Source organism: Rhodobacter sp. Har01 (assembly GCF_020564565.1).
GTDB lineage: Bacteria > Pseudomonadota > Alphaproteobacteria > Rhodobacterales > Rhodobacteraceae > Pseudogemmobacter.
The window spans coordinates 62990-80614 of record NZ_JAJCTD010000009.1; the positions used below are offsets into that span (position 1 = coordinate 62990).

At 69.7% G+C, this 17625-nt stretch carries 17 protein-coding genes and 1 pseudogene; all 18 read left to right on the top strand.

Annotated elements, in window-relative coordinates; translation table 11 throughout:
- Positions 1-2 precede the first annotated feature (2 nt).
- Positions 3-317 carry a MocE family 2Fe-2S type ferredoxin gene (locus LHP98_RS17480; RefSeq protein WP_227253845.1) on the top strand — a complete coding sequence of 105 codons (315 nt, stop codon included), beginning with the start codon at positions 3-5 and terminating at the stop codon, positions 315-317.
- Positions 317-442: a hypothetical protein gene (locus LHP98_RS19540; protein WP_264473843.1), complete on the top strand. Its 126-nt coding sequence runs from the start codon at positions 317-319 to the stop codon at positions 440-442. The genes LHP98_RS17480 and LHP98_RS19540 overlap by 1 nt, the downstream gene beginning before the upstream one ends.
- Positions 439-1569 (top strand): Gfo/Idh/MocA family protein, encoded by a 1131-nt coding sequence (locus LHP98_RS17485; protein WP_319638961.1) that lies wholly within the window; start codon positions 439-441, stop codon positions 1567-1569. Before LHP98_RS19540 ends, LHP98_RS17485 begins: the two co-directional genes overlap by 4 nt.
- Positions 1570-1846: 277 nt before the next feature.
- A complete protein-coding gene (locus LHP98_RS17490) occupies positions 1847-3100 on the top strand; it encodes a glycerate kinase (RefSeq protein WP_227253846.1) in 1254 nt (417 codons plus the stop codon).
- Between the two features lie 171 nt (positions 3101-3271).
- Complete coding sequence (locus LHP98_RS17495; RefSeq protein WP_227253847.1) at positions 3272-3667, top strand: NADH-quinone oxidoreductase subunit A; 396 nt, start codon at positions 3272-3274, stop codon at positions 3665-3667.
- Positions 3664-4263 (top strand): NuoB/complex I 20 kDa subunit family protein, encoded by a 600-nt coding sequence (locus LHP98_RS17500; protein ID WP_227253848.1) that lies wholly within the window; start codon positions 3664-3666, stop codon positions 4261-4263. Before LHP98_RS17495 ends, LHP98_RS17500 begins: the two co-directional genes overlap by 4 nt.
- The gene (gene nuoC / locus LHP98_RS17505) at positions 4260-6017 is read left to right on the top strand and encodes an NADH-quinone oxidoreductase subunit C/D (protein ID WP_227253849.1); all 1758 of its coding nucleotides are present in this window, start codon (positions 4260-4262) and stop codon (positions 6015-6017) included. The genes LHP98_RS17500 and nuoC overlap by 4 nt, the downstream gene beginning before the upstream one ends.
- Positions 6014-6487, top strand: coding sequence for an NADH-quinone oxidoreductase subunit NuoE (nuoE, locus tag LHP98_RS17510; RefSeq protein WP_227253850.1), 474 nt, complete (start codon positions 6014-6016; stop codon positions 6485-6487). Before nuoC ends, nuoE begins: the two co-directional genes overlap by 4 nt.
- Positions 6484-7740 (top strand): NADH-quinone oxidoreductase subunit F, encoded by a 1257-nt coding sequence (locus LHP98_RS17515; RefSeq protein WP_227253851.1) that lies wholly within the window; start codon positions 6484-6486, stop codon positions 7738-7740. Before nuoE ends, LHP98_RS17515 begins: the two co-directional genes overlap by 4 nt.
- Positions 7737-10214 carry a 2Fe-2S iron-sulfur cluster-binding protein gene (locus LHP98_RS17520; protein ID WP_227253852.1) on the top strand — a complete coding sequence of 826 codons (2478 nt, stop codon included), beginning with the start codon at positions 7737-7739 and terminating at the stop codon, positions 10212-10214. Before LHP98_RS17515 ends, LHP98_RS17520 begins: the two co-directional genes overlap by 4 nt.
- Positions 10211-11170, top strand: a complete 960-nt coding sequence (gene nuoH, locus LHP98_RS17525) for an NADH-quinone oxidoreductase subunit NuoH (protein ID WP_227253853.1) — start codon at positions 10211-10213, stop codon at positions 11168-11170. The genes LHP98_RS17520 and nuoH overlap by 4 nt, the downstream gene beginning before the upstream one ends.
- Positions 11167-11682, top strand: coding sequence for an NADH-quinone oxidoreductase subunit NuoI (gene nuoI, locus LHP98_RS17530; protein ID WP_227253854.1), 516 nt, complete (start codon positions 11167-11169; stop codon positions 11680-11682). Before nuoH ends, nuoI begins: the two co-directional genes overlap by 4 nt.
- Complete coding sequence (locus LHP98_RS17535; protein WP_227253855.1) at positions 11679-12179, top strand: NADH-quinone oxidoreductase subunit J; 501 nt, start codon at positions 11679-11681, stop codon at positions 12177-12179. Before nuoI ends, LHP98_RS17535 begins: the two co-directional genes overlap by 4 nt.
- Positions 12176-12484 (top strand): NADH-quinone oxidoreductase subunit NuoK, encoded by a 309-nt coding sequence (nuoK, locus tag LHP98_RS17540; RefSeq protein ID WP_227253856.1) that lies wholly within the window; start codon positions 12176-12178, stop codon positions 12482-12484. Before LHP98_RS17535 ends, nuoK begins: the two co-directional genes overlap by 4 nt.
- Positions 12485-12487: 3 nt before the next feature.
- Positions 12488-14572 (top strand): NADH-quinone oxidoreductase subunit L, encoded by a 2085-nt coding sequence (locus tag LHP98_RS17545; RefSeq protein WP_227253857.1) that lies wholly within the window; start codon positions 12488-12490, stop codon positions 14570-14572.
- A complete protein-coding gene (locus LHP98_RS17550; protein ID WP_227253858.1) occupies positions 14563-16017 on the top strand; it encodes a complex I subunit 4 family protein in 1455 nt (484 codons plus the stop codon). The genes LHP98_RS17545 and LHP98_RS17550 overlap by 10 nt, the downstream gene beginning before the upstream one ends.
- Positions 16017-17357, top strand: a complete 1341-nt coding sequence (locus LHP98_RS17555; protein ID WP_227253859.1) for an NADH-quinone oxidoreductase subunit N — start codon at positions 16017-16019, stop codon at positions 17355-17357. The genes LHP98_RS17550 and LHP98_RS17555 overlap by 1 nt, the downstream gene beginning before the upstream one ends.
- Positions 17358-17383: 26 nt before the next feature.
- Positions 17384-17625, top strand: a pseudogene (locus LHP98_RS17560) (transposase); the annotation flags it as partial.

Below are 17625 nucleotides of genomic sequence, written 5' to 3' on the forward strand. Positions count from 1 at the left end.
ACATGCCGCACTGGATTGACGCCTGCGCGCCCGGCGACATCGACGCCGAAGACCTGATCCGGTTTGACCACGCCGGAGCGACCCATGCCATCTACCACGGGCCGGACGGCAGGTTCTACGCCACCGACGGGTTGTGCAGCCACGAACATGTGCATCTTGCCGACGGGCTGGTGATGGAGTTCCTGATCGAATGTCCCAAGCACAACGGCCAGTTCGACTATCGCACCGGCGAGGCCAAGCGCGCCCCGGTCTGCGTCAACCTGCGGACCTATCCCGTCAGGGTCGAAGCCGGTCGCGTGCTGGTCGAGCTGCCATAATGCCCCGCCAGATCGTCCGCGATCTGCTAGGGATGCGCATCGACGCCACCGCGCCGCAGCATCTGGTGGCCTGCGAAAATGATGTCGTGGACGCCTTCCGCGACTGGCTGGAAAGGGTGGCATGATGGACAGTATCGGCGTTGGGCTGATCGGCACCGGCTTCATGGGCAAGGCCCATGCGCTGGCCTATCGCACGGTCAAGGCGGTGATGGGCGATGTGCCCGCGGTGCGGCTGGTGGCGCTGGCGGAAACGCCGGCCACAAAGGCCGCCGAGATGGGCGGACAGTTCGGCTTTGCCCGCGCCACCGGCGACTGGCGCGACCTGCTGGACGATCCAGGCATCCAATTGATCTCGATCACCACACCGAACGGCATGCACCGGCAGATGGCCGAGGCGGCGCTGAAGGCCGGCAAGCATGTCTGGTGCGAAAAGCCCATGGCGCTGACGCTGGCCGATGCCCGAGCGATGGAGGCGGCGGCGCGGGCATCGGGGCTGAAGACCCAGCTTGGCTACAACTACACCGCCAACCCCACCTATACCCACGCCTGCCGGCTGGTGGCGGCGGGCGAGATCGGCCGCGTCGTCCATATCCGCGGCTGGGTGGACGAGGATTACCAGGCCGACCCGGCGCTGGCCTGGTCCTGGCGCGCCACGCTGAAACAGGCGGGCCTCGGCGCGCTGGGCGACATCGGCTGCCACCTGATCTCGCTCCTGACCGGCCTTGCCGGCCCGCTGGACAGCGTGGTGGGTGAAATCGAGACCCTCCACAGGACCCGCCCCATGCCCGATGGCAAGGGCCGCGCGGCGGTCGAGAACGAGGACACCGCCGCGGCGCTCCTGACCTTTGCCAGCGGGGTGAAGGGCACGATGGTGGCCTCGCGCAGCGCCTGGGGCCGCAAGTCGCGGCTGGGGTTCGAGGTGCATGGCACCGAGGGGATGGTGATCTTTGACCAGGAGCGGATGAACGAACTGCAGCTGTTCCAGAACCGCGGGCCGAAGGCGTTGCAGGGCTTCACCACCATCCTGACCGCGCCCGAGCACCCGCCCTACGGCGCCTTCTGTCCCGCACCGGGGCACCAGCTGGGCTTCAACGACATGAAGGTGATCGAAGCCGCCGGCCTTCTGCGCGCCATCCGCGACGGCGCCCGCCCGCCGCTGGATTTCACCGCCGGGCTGGAGATTGAAAAAGCCATCCACGCCATCGCCCTTTCGGCCCGCGACGGGCGCCGGGTGCGGCTGGCCGAGGTCTGACCTGCGCGCGTTCCGCAGCCCAAGGACCACGCCCATGCGGGTCGCCTTGAACCACATCCTTGCCCGGCGCGTGACACTGGCCGGAGTCGTTGACCCTGCCACCCGCCGCCCCCGCCGTTCCGGTGGCCGGCCTGCCAGCGAAGACCGCGCCCATGGCCGATGCCGGTGGCACAAGACACGGCCTTGACATGGCGCCGCGACGCGGGGCTGTCTGGACAGACGGAACGCCCCGCCGCCGCAACGGCCCTGCCATAGGATCCGGCGCCCAAGCCCTGCCATGACCGATCCTGACCCGCTTCTTCGTGCCCTGTTCGACCGTGCCATCACGGTCGCGGACCCGATGCGCAGCCTGGGGAGTTTCCTGCCCGAACGGCCGGCGGGCCGGGTGCTGGTGGTCGGGGCGGGAAAGGCCGCCGCCCGCATGGCCGAGGCGGTCGAAAGCCGGTGGGGCGCCTGTGACGGGCTGGTGATCACGCGCCACGGCCATGGCCGGCCCTGCCAAGGCATCGAGATCGTCGAAGCCGCACATCCGGTTCCCGACGCGGCGGGGGTCGCGGCAACCCGGCGCATCCTGGACCTGCTGACGCCGCTGGGACCGCAGGATTTCGTGCTGGCGCTGATCTCGGGCGGGGCCTCGGCCCTGCTTTGCGCGCCGGCAGAGGGCCTGACGCTGGGTGACAAACAGGCGGTCAACGCGGCGCTTCTGGCCTCGGGGGCGCCGATTTCCGCGATCAACACCGTGCGCAAGCACCTCAGCCGCGTGAAGGGCGGGCAACTGGCTGCGGCCGCCCATCCGGCGCGGCTGCTGTGCCTGATGATCTCGGACGTGCCCGGAGACGATCCGGGCCTGATCGGCTCGGGTCCCACCGTCGGCGAGGCGACGTCGTCCACAGAGGCGCTGGCGATCCTCGAGCGCTGGAAGGTCCCCGTTCCTGCGGCCGTCCGCGCCTGTCTGACGCGCCCCACGGGCGTTGTCGCCCCCGGTGACCCCCGCCTGGCGCGGGCCGAGAACCATGTCATCGCTGCGGCCTCGCAAAGCCTTGCGGCAGCGGCCCGGCTGGCAAGCGCAATGGGGCTTGAGGTGGACGTGTTGGGCGACGCGCTGGAAGGCGAGGCGCGCGCGGTGGCCGCAGCCCAGGCCAGGCTGGCACTGGCGCGGCGGGATGCCCGCAATCCGGGCGACCGGCCGCTTGTGCTGTTGTCGGGCGGCGAGTTGACCGTCACGCGGCGGGGCGACGGCATCGGCGGCCCGAATGCCGAGTTCTGCCTGGCGCTGGCCCTTGAACTGAAAGGTGCCGCCGGCATTCATGCGCTGGCCTGCGACACCGACGGGGTGGACGGCGCGGCCGAGGTGGCCGGCGCCGTGATCGGCCCGTCGACACTGGCCAGAGCGCGCGCCCTGGGCCTTGACGTAAGGGCAGAGCTTGCCCGCAACAACGCACACGGGTTTTTTGCGGCGCTTGGCAATCAGGTGATCACCGGCCCGACCCTGACCAACGTCAACGATTTCCGCGCCATCCTGATCAGGTGACGCGCGCCAGGCCATTGTCCGACCGGTGGCCGCCGCAGCCGTCGGCCGTTGCCAGGACTAACCCGGATCAGGGAAGGCACTGGTTTCCTTACGTAAGGTGCGAAGTGCGGTTGACCCTTGCCAAGCTTTGGCGCCACTCTGGCCCGCAACCGATGATTGGGGCTCGTGCGGATGGCCGATTTCCTTGCATCGCTTGATCCACGCGCCGCTCTGGCAATTCATCTTGCCGTCGTGGCAGTGGCGATGGCGGCAATCCTCATCGTCGCCGGCCTGTTGCGAGAACGGGACAGGCCCGGCTTCGGCGTCTATGAAAGCGGCGCGCCGCCCGGCCCTCCGGTCTGGGGCCGCACGGCGGCGCAATATGCCCTGATCGCCATATTTTTCATGATTTTCGACGTCGAGGTGGCGCTGCTTTTCGCCTGGGCGGTGGCGGCCAAGGCGATCGGCCCACCCGGGCTGGTGGCCGCCGCGATCTTCATCCTGGTCCTGCTGGCGGCGCTTCTCTGGCTTTGGCTCGACGGGGCGCTGGAAACCGCGCCTTCGGACGTTGAAGAGGAAGAGCCATGACCGGACCCGGACTTTCCCCTCAAGAGCAGATGGCGCGCGGGCATCTGTTCACCCGGCTGGACGACCTTGTCGCCTGGTCGCGCAAGAACAGCCTCTGGCCGTTCAACTTCGGCCTGTCGTGCTGCTATGTCGAGATGGCCACGGCGCTGACGCCGGTCTACGACCAGGCCCGTTTCGGCGCCGAGGTGATCCGCTCGACCCCCCGCCAGGCCGACCTGCTGATCGTCTCGGGCACGGTGTTCCGCAAGATGGCCGCGCCGCTGTATCGCCTGTATCAGCAGATGCGCGAACCGCGCTGGGTGATCTCGATGGGCGCCTGCGCCAATTCGGGCGGCATGTACGACATCTATTCCGTCGTGCAGGGCGTCGACAGCTTCCTGCCGGTCGATGTCTACGTTCCCGGCTGCCCGCCCCGCCCCGAGGCGCTGATGGATGCGCTGGTCTTGCTGCAACAGAAAATCGGCGCCGAGCGGCGGCCGCTGTCGATTCATCTCGACGCAACCCCCCGGTCGTTCTCGCCGGTTCCCCGCCGCGATGCCCTGCGCGACACCCGCGCCGGCATGACCCGCCTGGCCGGACCCGAGGAGGCACCATGAGCCTCGACGCCGCCCCGCAATCCTCGCTGGTGGAAACCCTCAAGGCCCGCTTCGGCCCGGCGATCCTGGCCGAGCAGGCCACCGGCGAAGCCTTCCCCGTGGTCTGGATCGCGCCCGAGGCCAGCCCCGCCATTCACCGCTTTCTCAAGGAGGAAGTGCCGCAGCCCTTCACGCTGCTGGCCGACCTCTGGGCCGTGGACGAGACACGGCGCAGCCACCGCCCCGCCCCGGCGCGCGGCGTGACGCTGCAAAGCCACCTCATCAGCCTTGACCGCAACGCCGACATCCGGCTCAAGGTCGCCTGTGACGAAACCATGCCGCGCGCGCCGTCGATCGCCCCGGTCTACCTCGCCGCCGACTGGTACGAACGCGAAGCCTTCGACATGTTCGGCGTGCAGTTCGACGGCCGCGCCAGCCATCGCCGCATCCTGATGCCGCAAGACTGGCCGGGTCACCCCTTGCGCAAGGACCACTATGCGCGGGCCACCGAACAGCCGCCTTTCCGGATGACCGAACAGTCGTTCAGCGCGGCCGAGGAGGCCAACCGGATCGACCCCGAAGCCCTTGGCCTGCCCCTGCTGAAAGACGGCGAAGAGCTGATGGTGCTGAATTTCGGCCCGCACCACCCCTCGACCCACGGCGTCTTCCGTATCGTCCTTGGCCTGTATGGCGAAGAGGTGATCTGGGCCATCCCGGACATCGGCTATCACCACCGCGGCGCCGAAAAGATGGCCGAGCGACAGACCTGGCACGGCTTCATCCCCTATTGCGACCGGATCGACTATCTGGGCGGGGTGACCCACGAACTGCCCTATCTGATGGCTGTCGAACGGTTGTGCGGTATTGCCGTGCCGCCGCGGGCGCAGGTGATCCGGGTCATGCTCTGCGAATTCTACCGCATCATGAACCACCTCTTGTTCTACGGCACCATGGCGCAGGACGTGGGCCAGATGTCCCCCGTCTTTTACATGTTCACCGACCGCGAACGCGGCCACCGTGTGCTTGAGGCGATCACCGGCGCGCGGATGCACCCGGCCTTTTTCCGCATCGGTGGCGTGGCGATGGACCTGCCGCAGGGCTGGGATGCGCTGGTCCGCGATTTCCTAGACTGGATGCCGCCGCGGCTGGACGATTACCGCCGCATGGTGCTGAATTCCGACCTGTTCCGCATCCGCACCGTGGGCATCGGTGCCTATGACACCGCCACCGCGCTGAACTGGGGCACCACCGGCCCCGGCCTGCGCGCCACCGGCTGCGGCTGGGATTGGCGCAAGGCCCGGCCCTACTCCGGATACGACGGGTTCGACTTCGACGTCCCCACCGGCACCCGAGGCGACATCTATGACAGAACGGTCGTTCGGGAACAGGAAATCCGCCAGTCCCTGCGGATCATCCGCCAGTGCCTGGACCACATGCCCGGCGGCCCCGTCAAGGCCGACCATCCCCTGACCACGCCCCCCGACCGCAACGCAATGCTGCACGACATCGATACCCTGATCCCGCATTTCCTGGCCACGTCCTTCGGCACCGTCGTTCCCGCGGGCGAGGCGACGGGCCAGGTCGAAACCCACCGTGGCCTGGCGCAGTATTCCCTGATCTCGGACTGCGGCACCTCCAGTTACCGAACGCGCATTCGCACTCCCTCCTTTGCGCATCTGCAAATGCTGCCGCACATCCTGCCCGGAATGACCGTGGCCGATGTGGTCGCCCACATCGCCAGCATCGACTTCGTCATGTCGGATGTCGACCGATGACCCTGCCGCCCGTCCTTCAGGCGCAACTGCGCGACCTGGTGGCCCACGAGGGCAACCCACGCGCCGCCATGCTTGAATCCCTTCGCCTGGTGCAGGCCGCCGAAGGCTGGGTCTCCGACGACCGCATCCCGCAGATCGCCGCCGAGCTTGGCGTCACCCCCGCCGAACTGGACGCCACCGCCAGCTTCTACAGTCTGATCTTCCGCCGCCCCGTCGGCCGCACCGTGATTTTGCTTTGCGACGGCGCCAGTTGCGGGCTGAACGGTGCCGATGCCATCCGTGACGCCCTCATGTCGCGCCTTGGCATCGGCTACGGCCAGACCACTCCGGATGGCCGCTTCACCCTGATCAACAGTGCCTGCGTTGGCGGTTGCGACCGCGCCCCCGCCGCCGTGATCGGCCCCGACCGCACTCTTGTCGGGCCGCTGACGGCAGACACGCTGAACGCCGTGCTGGAGGAGGCGCCATGACCGACCTTCCTCTCACCGGCCGCGCCCGCCCCGACCGCACCCCCCATAGCCTTGCCGAATGGCGCGCCTTGGGTGGCTACGATGCCGTCGAACGGGCGTTCACAATACCCCCCGCGCAGGTACTGGACGCAGTCGACGCCGCCGCCCTGAACGGACGCGGCGGCGCGGGCTTCCCGGCCGCCCGCAAGTGGCGTTTCATGCCCGCGCCCGAGACCAGCCCCGGCCCGCGCTACCTGATCGTCAACGGCGACGAGATGGAGCCTGGCGCCTTCAAAGACCGCTTCCTGCTTGAGGCCCTGCCGCACCAGGTGATCGAAGGCGCGCTGATCGCCGCCCATGCCACACATGCGACCGAGATCATCGTGCTGATCCGCGACGATTACCGCGCCGCCATCGCCGGGCTGACCCGCGCCATCGCCGAGGCGCAGGCGGCCGGATACCTGAACGCCATGACCATGCGCGTCCACCCCAGCGCCGGCCGCTACATCGTGGGCGAGGAAACCGCGCTGATCGCCGCGCTGGAAGGCGGCCGCGCCATGCCGCGCAAACGCCCGCCCTTCCCGGCGCAATCCGGCCTCTGGGGCAGGCCGACCACGGTGAACAACGTCGAGACCATCTCGCTGATCCCGCACATCCTGGCCAACGGCGCACAATGGTTCCGCGCCCTGTCGCACACCGAGGAAGGCGGCACCAAGCTTTACGGCGTCTCGGGCCGCGTCCGCGCGCCGGGCCTGTTCGAGGCCGCGATGGGCACCACCGCCCGCGAATTGATCGACCGTGCGGGGGGCGTTTCCGGCAGCGGTCGGCTTCTGTGCTTTCAGCCAGGCGGCGGCGCCTCGGCCTTCCTTGGCCCCGAACACCTGGACGTGCCGATGGACTTTGGCCACATGGCCAAGGCCGGCGCGATGCTGGGCACCGGCACCCTGATCGTGCTGGACGACACCGCCTGCCCGGTCGAGGTCACCGCCCGGCACATGGCGTTTTACGCCCGCGAAAGCTGCGGCTGGTGCGTGCCCTGCCGCGAGGGCCTGCCCTGGGCCGCCCGTATCCTGCGCGCGCTGGAAGACGGCAGCGCGCAGCCCGAAGACCTGGCCGCCCTGCGCGACATCGCCGCCGAAGCCAGCCCCCGCGGCCGCAGTTTCTGCGACCTGATGGGCGGCGCCATGGCCCCGCTGGCCTCGCTGCTGGCGCGGTTTCCAGACCTGATCGACGCCCACCTGCACCGCGGTTGCCCGCTCAAGGGGGCCGGATGAGCGTGAAGCTAACCCTGAACGGCCGCGAGATCACCGTCGAGGACGGCCGCGACCTGTTGTCCGTCGCGCTGGAAGCCGGCGTGGACGTTCCCCATTTCTGCTGGCACGGCGCGCTGGGATCGGTCGGCGCCTGCCGGAAGTGCGCGGTCAAGGTGGGCGACAAGGTGGAAATGGCCTGCATGACCCCGGCCAGCGAAGGCATGGTGGTCGAAACCGAGGACCCCGAGGCCGCCCGCTTCCGCGCGCAGGTCACCGAATGGCTGATGCTGAACCACCCGCACGATTGCGCGGTGTGCGAGGAAGGCGGCGCCTGCCACCTTCAGGACATGGTGGTCGCAACCGGCCACCACAAACGCCGTGCCACCGGCCCCAAGCGGACGCACCGCAACCAGGACCTTGGCCCGCTGCTGACGCATGAGATGAACCGCTGCATCGGCTGCTGGCGCTGCCTGCGGTTCTACCGCGACCACGCCGGCGGGCGCGACTTCGACGCCTTCGGCGCGCATGACCGGTTGTGGTTCGGCCGCCATGAGGACGGCCCGCTGGACAGCCCCTTCGCCGGCAACCTGGCCGAGGTCTGCCCGACCGGAGTCTTCGCCGACAAGGCATGGTCCAAGGTCTATGCCCGGCCGTGGGACATGACCGCCACCCCCGCCATCTGCACCCATTGCAGCGTGGGCTGCAACCTGACCCTGAACGAACGTTCGGGAACCCTGCGGCGGGTGCAGAACCGCTACCACGGCGCGATCAACGGCTTCTTCCTGTGCGACCGCGGCCGCTGGGGGCCTTGGTCCGCCGATGCACCCACCCGGCTGACCGGCCCCTCCACACTGCCAGACCTGACCGGCGCCATCGGCCTGGGCTCCCCTCGCGCCTCGCTGGAATCGAACTGGGCATTGCGGCGGCGCGTCGGCGCCGACCACTTCTTCGCCGGCATCACCGATTCCGAGGCCGCCCTGACCGCCCGCATGGCCAGCCTGCTCAAGGCCCACCCAACGGCCAGTATCGCCGACATTGCCGCCGCCGACGCCATCCTGGTTCTGGGCGAAGACCTCACCGCCACGGCCCCCCGCGCCGCGCTGGCCCTGCGCCAGGCCGCCCGCGGCGCCGAACGCGACCTTGCCTGCCAGAAGGGCGTCGCCCTGTGGCTGGATCAGGCCGTACGGGTTGCGGGCGAGGGGCGGCGGTCCCCCATCGCCCTTGTCACCCCCCTTCCCCACGCGCTGGACGATGTCGCCACCTGGCCCCTGCGCCGCCCGCCCCATGCCATTGCCGCCTTCGCCCGGCTTATCGCCGCCGCCCTGCGCGGCGCTGCAACCGACCCCGAAGCCGCGGCCATCGCGCAAGCCCTTGCGGCCGCCAAGGCCCCGCTCATCGTCTCCGGTGCCAGCCTGGGCCTGGCCGGCCCGGTCGAAGCCGCTGCCGAGATCGCCACAGCCCTTGGCCCCAAGGCCCGCCTGGCCCTGTTTCCGCCCGAGGCCGGCAGCTTCGGCCTGTCGCTGCTTGGCCCTGTCGGAGGCCTTGAGGCCGCCGTCGCCCGACTTGACCGCTCCCCCGGCGCCGTCATCGTGCTGGAGAACGACCTGTTCCACCGGGCCGACCCGGCGCTTGTCGAACAGGTGTTCGAAAAAGCGACCAGCGTCATCGTGCTGGATCATCTGGCAACCGAAACGACGGCTGCCGCCACGCTGGCAATCCCCGTCGCCGCCCCGGCCGAAGCCGCCGGAACCTGGATCAACCACGAAGGCCGCGCCCAGCGCAGCTTTGGATTCCGCCCGCCCCGCCCCGAGGCCCCCGCCGCCTGGCGCCTGCTTGCGGGCGAAGAGACGGATCTCGACGCGCTCCTGACCTGCCTGACGGGCGACCTTCCGGCGCTCGCGCCCATCGCTCTTGCCGCTGGCCCCGCAACCCCCCGCGCCCACCCGCGCCAGTCCGGCCGCACCGCGCAAGACCGCGCAGGCCGTGTGCCCGAGGGGCAGCCGCGAACCGACCCGGATTCGCCCCTGAACTGGTCAATGGAGGGCGCCCGCGCGGCCGATCCCGCCCTTGCCACCTGGACCGACCGGCCCGGCCTGCATTCCGTCTCGGCCGCCTATGCCGCGCAACAGTGGATCGGCGGGCCGCTCAAGGGCGGCGATCCGGGGGTGTCGCTGCGCGAAGCCGCCCCCGATGCCGGCCCGATGACCGACCCCGCGCCGGGCGACGGTCTGATCGGCTTGCCCCTGCACAGCCCCTTTGCGGCACATGAGGCCGACACGGCCAGCCCGCCGCTGGCAGCCCGAACCCCCGGCCCCCGCGTCGCCCTGCATCCGGACGACGCCGCGCGCCTGGGCCTGGCCGAAGGTGCCCGGCTGCTGATCGACGGCCGCCCTGCACCCGCGCCACTGACGCTTGATGCAGCGATCTCCCCCGGGCACATCGGCCTGACGGGCCTGCGTGCCGTTCGTGCGGTGAAGGTCAAGGCCGCGCCATGACCTTTGCCGCGTTGATCACCCTCTTCGCCGCGGCTGCGCTGGTGGCCGCCCTGATGGTCGCCGCAGGCGTCTTCACCTGGGCCGAGCGCCGCATCCTTGGCTTCTTCCAGGAACGCCTCGGCCCGAACCGTGTCGGCCCCTTCGGCTTTCTGCAATGGGTCGCCGACACGGTGAAGCTGATCACCAAGGAGGACGCCCCGCCCCCGGGCGCCGACCGCTTTGCCTATCGGCTGGCGCCGGTTCTGGCCTCGGCCCCCATCCTGGCGGGGTTCGGCGTGGTGGCCTTTGCGCCCGGGCTGAGCATCGCTGCACTGGACATGGGGCTGATCTTCGCCCTGGGCATGCTGGCGCTGACGGTCTACGGCATTGCGCTGGGGGCCTGGGCCAGCCGAAACCGCTATGCCATGCTGGGCGGTCTGCGGGCGGGGGCGCAACTTCTGGCCTATGAAAGCTTCCTTGGCCTGTCGCTGATGGGCGTCGTACTGCTGACCGGATCGTTCCGCATGGGCGACATCGTCACGGCGCAAACCGAACTGTGGTTCGTATTCCAGCAGCCCCTTGGCGCGCTGCTGTTCCTGATCGCCGGAACCGCGGCCGCGCACCGTCTGCCATTCGACCTGCAGGAATCGGAGCAGGACCTGGTGGCCGGATTCATGACCGAATATTCGGGAATGTCCTTTGCGCTGTTCTTCCTGGGCGAATACCTGGCCATCCTGCTGGTCGCCGCGCTGGCCACGACGCTGTTCTTCGGCGGCTGGCTGGGGCCTTGGCTGCCCGCGCCGGTCTGGTTCGGGCTGAAGGTCGGCGTGATCTGCTTTGGCTTCATCTGGTTGCGTGCGGCGCTTCCGCGACCGCGGTATGACCAGCTGATCGGGTTCGCCTGGAAGGTGGCGCTTCCGCTGGCGCTGCTGAACCTGCTGATCACCGGTGCGATCGTGGTGGGGGGCCAGCCATGACCGGCATCCTAGACCAGCTCTGGCGGATCGGGCGCATGCTGGCGCGGCCCAAACAGACCCGCGCCTACCCCGAGGTCAAGCCCGACCTGCCGCCGCGCAGCCGGGCGCGGATCGTGCTGACCCGCGACCCCGACGGCCAGGAACGCTGCGTCGCCTGCAACCTCTGCGCCGCGGTCTGCCCGCCCTCCTGCATCGAGGTGGTCAAGGCCGAGACCGAGGACGGCCGCTGGTACCCGGAGACCTTCCGCATCAACTTTGCCCGCTGCATCTTCTGCGGCTTTTGCGAAGAGGCCTGCCCGACCGCGGCGATCCAGCTCACGCCCGATTTCGAACTGGCGGACTATGCCCGCGACAGCCTGCTGTACGACAAGCAGCATCTGCTGATCGCCGGCACCGGCAAGCGGCCCGGCTACCGCTACTGGGCAGTGGCGGGCAAGGCCATTGCCGGCAAGGCCAGCGGACAGGGCCTGAACGAAAGCCCGCCGGTGGACCTGAAGGACCTGACGCCATGAGCGGGAACTTTGCGATCTGGGCGGCGTCGCTGGCCTTCCTCTCGGCCCTTGTCGCGGTGACGCGGGCCAGCGTTGCGCATGTGCTGATCTGGCTACTGGCAATGCTGTTGTCGCTGGCCGCCTGCTTCTTCGCCCTCGGCGCCTCATTTGCCGGGGCTGCACAGGTGCTGATCTATGCCGGGGCAATCCTGGCCGTCTTCGTCTTCGTGGTGATGACCGTCGACGCCTCGCCGCCGGCACAGGAGACCGAGCGGGCGCGGCTTGGCAAGGCCTGGATTGCCCCGGCGTTGGTTGCGGTTCTGCTGTTGGCACCGCTGGCCGGATTGACGGCCGATCCGACGACGCCGCAAGGCCGCGCGGTGCCGGCGACCGAACTGGGGGCGCTGCTCTTCGGTCCCTGGGCGCTGGCGGTCGAGATCGCCTCGGGCTTGCTGCTGGCCGCGCTGATGGGCGCGCGCCACCTGGGCCGTCGCGGCAGGCCGGAGGGTCGCCGATGAGTGACACCGCCTTCACCGGGCTGATCCTGCTGGCCGGGGCGCTGTTCGCGGTGGGCTGCTTCGGCGTGCTGGCCCGCCGGGCAATCCTGGTCCAGCTCCTGTCGCTGGAAATCGCACTGTCCGGGCCTGCGCTTGCCTTCATCGTCGCCGGCGCCCGACACGGCCAGGCCGCGGGCCAAGGCATGTTCGTCCTGATCCTGGTCCTTGCCGCTGCCGAGGTTGCCCTGGGTCTGGCACTGTATCTGCGCCTGCGCCGCCGTTCGGACGTGACCGACAGCGACACCCTGCGCGAGCTGAGGCACTAGCAGATGTTCGGCATCGTCTGGACCACCGATCTGCTCCTGCTGACGATCCCCTCGATCGCGCTGACCGGCTTCATGCTGCTGGGCCTTGACCCGCTGCGCCTGCGTGCCTTCGAGATTCGCGTCCTGGCAATCCTGGGCGGTGTCGGTCCGCTGATCCCGATGCTGGTCTTCGCCACCGAGTGTTTCCACGGCTCTTGCATCGGCGCGGTGCCGATCTTCACCCTGGTCGTCGGCGAATCGACCGTGGCTCTGGCCTTGCAGCTTGATCCGCTGTCGGCGCTGGTGGGGCTGACGGTCAGTATCATCGGCGCGGCGGTGATCCTGTATTCGGTCGCCTACATGGCGGGCACCGCGCTGGGCGATCTGCGCCGGTTCTTCGCGCTGATGCACCTGTTCCTGGCCGCCATGCTGACCATGGTGCTGGCCGGCGATTCCATCGTGCTGTTCCTGGGGTGGGAGATGATGGGCCTCTGCTCTTATCTGCTGATCGCCTACAACACCACCTCCGCGCAGGCGATCCGGGCCGGGCGCAAGGCCTTCATCATGACCCGCTTCGCCGATGCCATGCTGCTGGCGGCGCTGCTGCTGCTGTTCCTTGAGGCAAATTCGGTGCGGCTGGATGCGCTGATCCCGGCCGGCGTGGCGGCGCAGGACGGGATGCGGCCGATCATCGCGGCACTGCTGCTGGGTGGCGCCATCGGCAAGTCGGCGCAGTTGCCGCTGCACACCTGGCTGCCCTCGGCGATGGCCGGGCCGACGCCGGTTTCGGCGCTGCTGCATTCGGCCACCATGGTCGCAGCGGGGGCGGTGCTGCTGATCCGCTTCGCGCCGATCCTGGCGGCCGAACCGCTGCTGCAGGCCCTGACCGCCATTCTGGGCGCGGCGACGGCGCTGTTCGGGGCGGCCTCGGCGCTGGTGCAGCAAGACGTCAAGCGGTTGCTCGCCTATTCCTCGATCAGCCAGATCGGCACCATGATGCTGTCGATCGGGGTCGGGGCGCCGCAGGCCGCGGCGGCGCATTTCGTGGTGCATGCGATCTTCAAGTCGCTGCTGTTCCTGGCTGCGGGCGACATCGCCCACCATTCCCCGCAGGGCACCGCCCTGGCCGCGCTGCGCGGGGCGCGCCAGCGCAAGCCGCTGGCCTTTCTGGCCTTCCTGGCCGGAGCGGCATCGCTGGCGGGACTGCCGGTGATCACCGCCGGCTGGTGGTCGAAAGAGGCGATGCTGGCTGCGGTCTGGAGCGCAGGTCCGATCCTGTGGGTCGTGGCGTTGGCCACCGCGGTGCTGACCGCCGCCTATGCGACCCGCGCCGCGCTGGTGGCGGCCCAGCCTGCGCCGGCAGCCGAAGCCGCGCAGGACGATAGCAGCGACACCGGCTATACCCTGTTTCCGCTGGCCTTCCTGGGGTTCGGCGCGCTGCTGGCTGGCGGGCTGGTCAACCCGATCATCCGCTTTCTGGGCGGAGACATGCCGCATGCCCCGGCCTTCACCCTGGCGGTGGCGGCCATCGCACCCATCGCCGGTGCGGTGCTGGCCCTGGCCCTGGCGCCCGGGGCCGCCGACACGCCGATGCCGGCCGCCCGGACCGGCGGTCGCCGCGCCTCGGTGGTCGACCGGGTGCTGCGGGTGCTGGTGATTCAGCCCTTCGTCCGGCTGGTGCGCTGGGTCAATGGCCAGGACGGCGGGGTCGAGGATCCGGTCGGCACCGGGCCGGCCCGGCTGGTGGTCTGGCTGAGGCGCACCCTGGCCGGGCCGACCGCGCCGGACCGCGCAGACCGGCTGTACAAGCGCGCCTTCGTGCTGCCTTTCCTGCAGCTGGTGCGCCGGCTGAACGGCTACGGCAGCGGCGTCGTCGATCCGTTGGGCAACCTGCCGGCGCGCGCCGTCCTGCGGCTGCAACGCGCCCTTGCCGACGCGCTGGCGCCCGACTGGATCGACCGGTGGTGGCGCCGCATCGGCGCGGCGCTGCTTTCGATCTGGACAAGCGCCCGGCGGTTGCAGACCGGCCGCGTCCGCGACCACGGGCTGGCCATGGTCGCCGGCACGGCGGGGCTTCTCTTGCTGGCCTGGGGATATTCATGGCACTGACCCTTCTGATCCTGTTCCCCTTTCTGGGCGGCGTCTTCGCCCTTCTTGCCGGCAAGGCCGAAGCCACGGCGGCCCGGATCGCCGCCGCGGTCTTCCTGATCTGCGGCCTGCTGACCCTGGCCTGGGTGGTCCAGCACGGCGACAGCGGCCGCTGGATCATGCAAAGCCGCCACGCCTGGGCACCGGCACTGGGGGTGAACATCATCCTCGCCATCGACGGCCTGTCGTTCATCCTGGTCGCGCTGTCTCTGGCGCTGGGTCTTCTGACGGTGGTGCTGTCCTGGAACAGCACCGACCGCGCGCCCTTGCTGCATGCCGCGCTGTGCTGGACAGTCGCGGCCTCGAACGGGGTCTTCCTGTCCTTCGACCTGGTGGTCTTCGTCTTCTTCTGGGAGATGATGCTGATCCCCGCCTTCCTGCTGATCGCCATCTGGGGCCATGCCAACCGCGAAGCCGCGGCGATGAAGTTCCTGATCTTCAACGCCATCGCCGGCCTTGGCCTGCTGGCCGCGGTGTTCTGGATCGGTGCCACCGGTCCCACCCTGAGCTTCGACGCCTTCGAGGTGGCAAAGCGCGACATCCCGGTCGCCGCGCAGATCTGGCTGCTGCTGGGCTTTGCTTTGGCCTTCATGGTCAAGCTGCCGGCACCGCCGTTCCACGCCTGGCTGCCCGACGCCCATACCGAGGCGCCCACCGTCGGGTCGATCCTGCTGGCGGGCCTGCTGCTGAAGACCGGCGCCTACGGGCTGTTCCGCTTTCCGGCGATGTTGTTCCCCGAGGGGATGCACGTCCTGGCCCCCTGGGGCATGGCTCTGGGCGCTTTCGGCACGATCTATGGCGCGCTGGTCGCCTGCGGCCAGACCGATGCCAAGCGGCTGGTCGCCTATACCTCGGTTGCACACATGAGCGTGGTCCTGATGGGCATCTGCGGCGGGGTGCATTTCTCGCTGATGGGCGCGGGCATCGTCATGGTGGCGCATGCTTTCTCGGCCTCGGCTCTGTTCCTGCTGATCGGCGCGATCCATGACCGCGTCCACACCCGCGACCTGCGCGAACTGGGCGGCCTGCAGCGAAGCGCGCCGCGTTTCGCCGCCGCCTTTGCGCTGTTCTTTGCGGCCACCCTGGCGATGCCCGGCACCGCCAACTTCCTGGGTGAGGCCCTGGTCATCACCGGCCTTTTCCAGGTGAACTGGGTCTATGCCTCGATCACCCTCGTCTCGCTGGTGATCTCGGTGGTCTACGGCACGCGGCTGTTTCAGCGCATCGTCTTTGGCACCGCGCGCAAGACGCCGGTCAGCCTTGACCTTTCGTTCCGGGAACTGGGCCCGGTCATCGCGCTGGCCATCGGCACCCTTCTGTTCGGCCTTCTGCCGCAGTTCCTGATGTTCGGCCTCGACACCGCGGTGAATTCCGCGGTCGACTCCCTGAACGCCGCGGCGCCGTGATGCAGGGGCTGGGTCTCGCCCCCTTTGCCGCACTGGGCCTGACCGCCGTGGTCACCATGGTCCTTTCGGCGCGCGCGCCGGATGCCATCATCCGGGGCCTGGCGGGCCTGGGCCTGGTGGCAGCGCTGATCCTTTCGGTCGGGTCCACCGGGACGCCACCGCCCGACCTGCTGGCCGGAGACGCCCTGGCCCGCTTCGGCAGTGCGCTGGCCTGCCTGTCGGGCCTTGCGGCCCTGGCGATCCTGCGCCCCGAGACGGCCCCGCCCGAGGCCCCAGCACTGGTTCTCCTTGCCACGCTTGGCGCCGCCGTCCTGTCTGGCGCCACCCATGCCGCGACCCTGTTCACCGGGATAGAGTTGGTGACGCTGGCGCTGATCGCGCTTGCCGTCCTGCCGCGCAGCGGCGCCGCGCTGGAAGCCGGCTACAAGCTGCTTGTCCTGGGCGGCCTTGGCGCGGCGACCCTGCTGATGGGCCTCGCGCTGGGCTTTGCCCAGACCGGCGACCTTGGCCTTTCGGCCTGGGCCGCCCAAGGCCCGCTGGCCACCCTGGGCGCCGCCTTCCTGCTGGCGGGTCTTGCGTTCAAGTTCGCGCTGGTGCCTTTCCACATGTGGACGCCCGACGTCTTTGCCGGCGCCCCGGCCGCGGCGTCCGTGGTGGCGGGCGTGGCGTCCAAGGTGGCGGTGGCCATCGTGCTGGTCCGCCTGAATGGCGTGATGCCGCCCGACGGCATCTGGGCGCCCGGGCTTGCGCTGCTTGGCACTGCCTCGGTTCTGCTTGGCAACCTGCAGGCCCTGCGGCAGCCCTCGCTGGCCCGGATGCTGGGCTTTTCCTCGATCGCCCATTCCGGCTATGTCGCACTGATCCTGGCCACCCCGACCGCCACCGCCTCGGCGGCCGCGATCTTCTACCTGGCCGCCACCGCCCCGGCCCTGATCGCCGCGCTGGCGGTTGCGGTGCTGGCCGAGGGCGCGGCCAGCCTGACCGGCTTGCGCGGGCTGGCCTGGTCGCGCCCCCTGGCCGGAACGGCGCTGGCGGTGGCGCTGCTGTCGCTGGCCGGGCTTCCGGCGGCGGTGGGCTTCTGGGCCAAGCTGCAGCTGTTCACTGCACTGGCCCGCGCGGACAGCCCGGGCCTGCTTGCCGTTGCCATCGTCGGCTCGGCGCTCGGCCTTTACTTCTATCTCGGCTTCACCCTGGCCCTGTTTCGCCGCGACAGCCTGGCCCCGGTCCGCCCGCCACGCGCTGCGGAAACCGCGGTGCTTGCCGCTGCGGCCGCCACTGTCCTTGGCCTTGGTGTCTTGCCCTCGGTCCTGCTGTCGCCTGTCCTGGCAAGCCTGCCCTGACCGGACAACCCCGGGTCCAGCTGACGATGCCCCCTCCGCTTGATCCGGTTCGAGGTGGACTCTGGCCCAACCGAGAGGACCGGATCATCGGCATTCTGAAATCGCGTGAGGCCGGGGTTTCCGTCGCCGATCTGTGCCGCTGGCACGGCGTCAGCGATGCGACCATCTGCAAGTGGAAGGCCAAGTACGGCGAAGCGGCTGAAGCGGCTCGAGGACGAGAACGCCGGAAGCGGCGGCTGGCTGATGCGATGCTTGATAACGCGGCTGT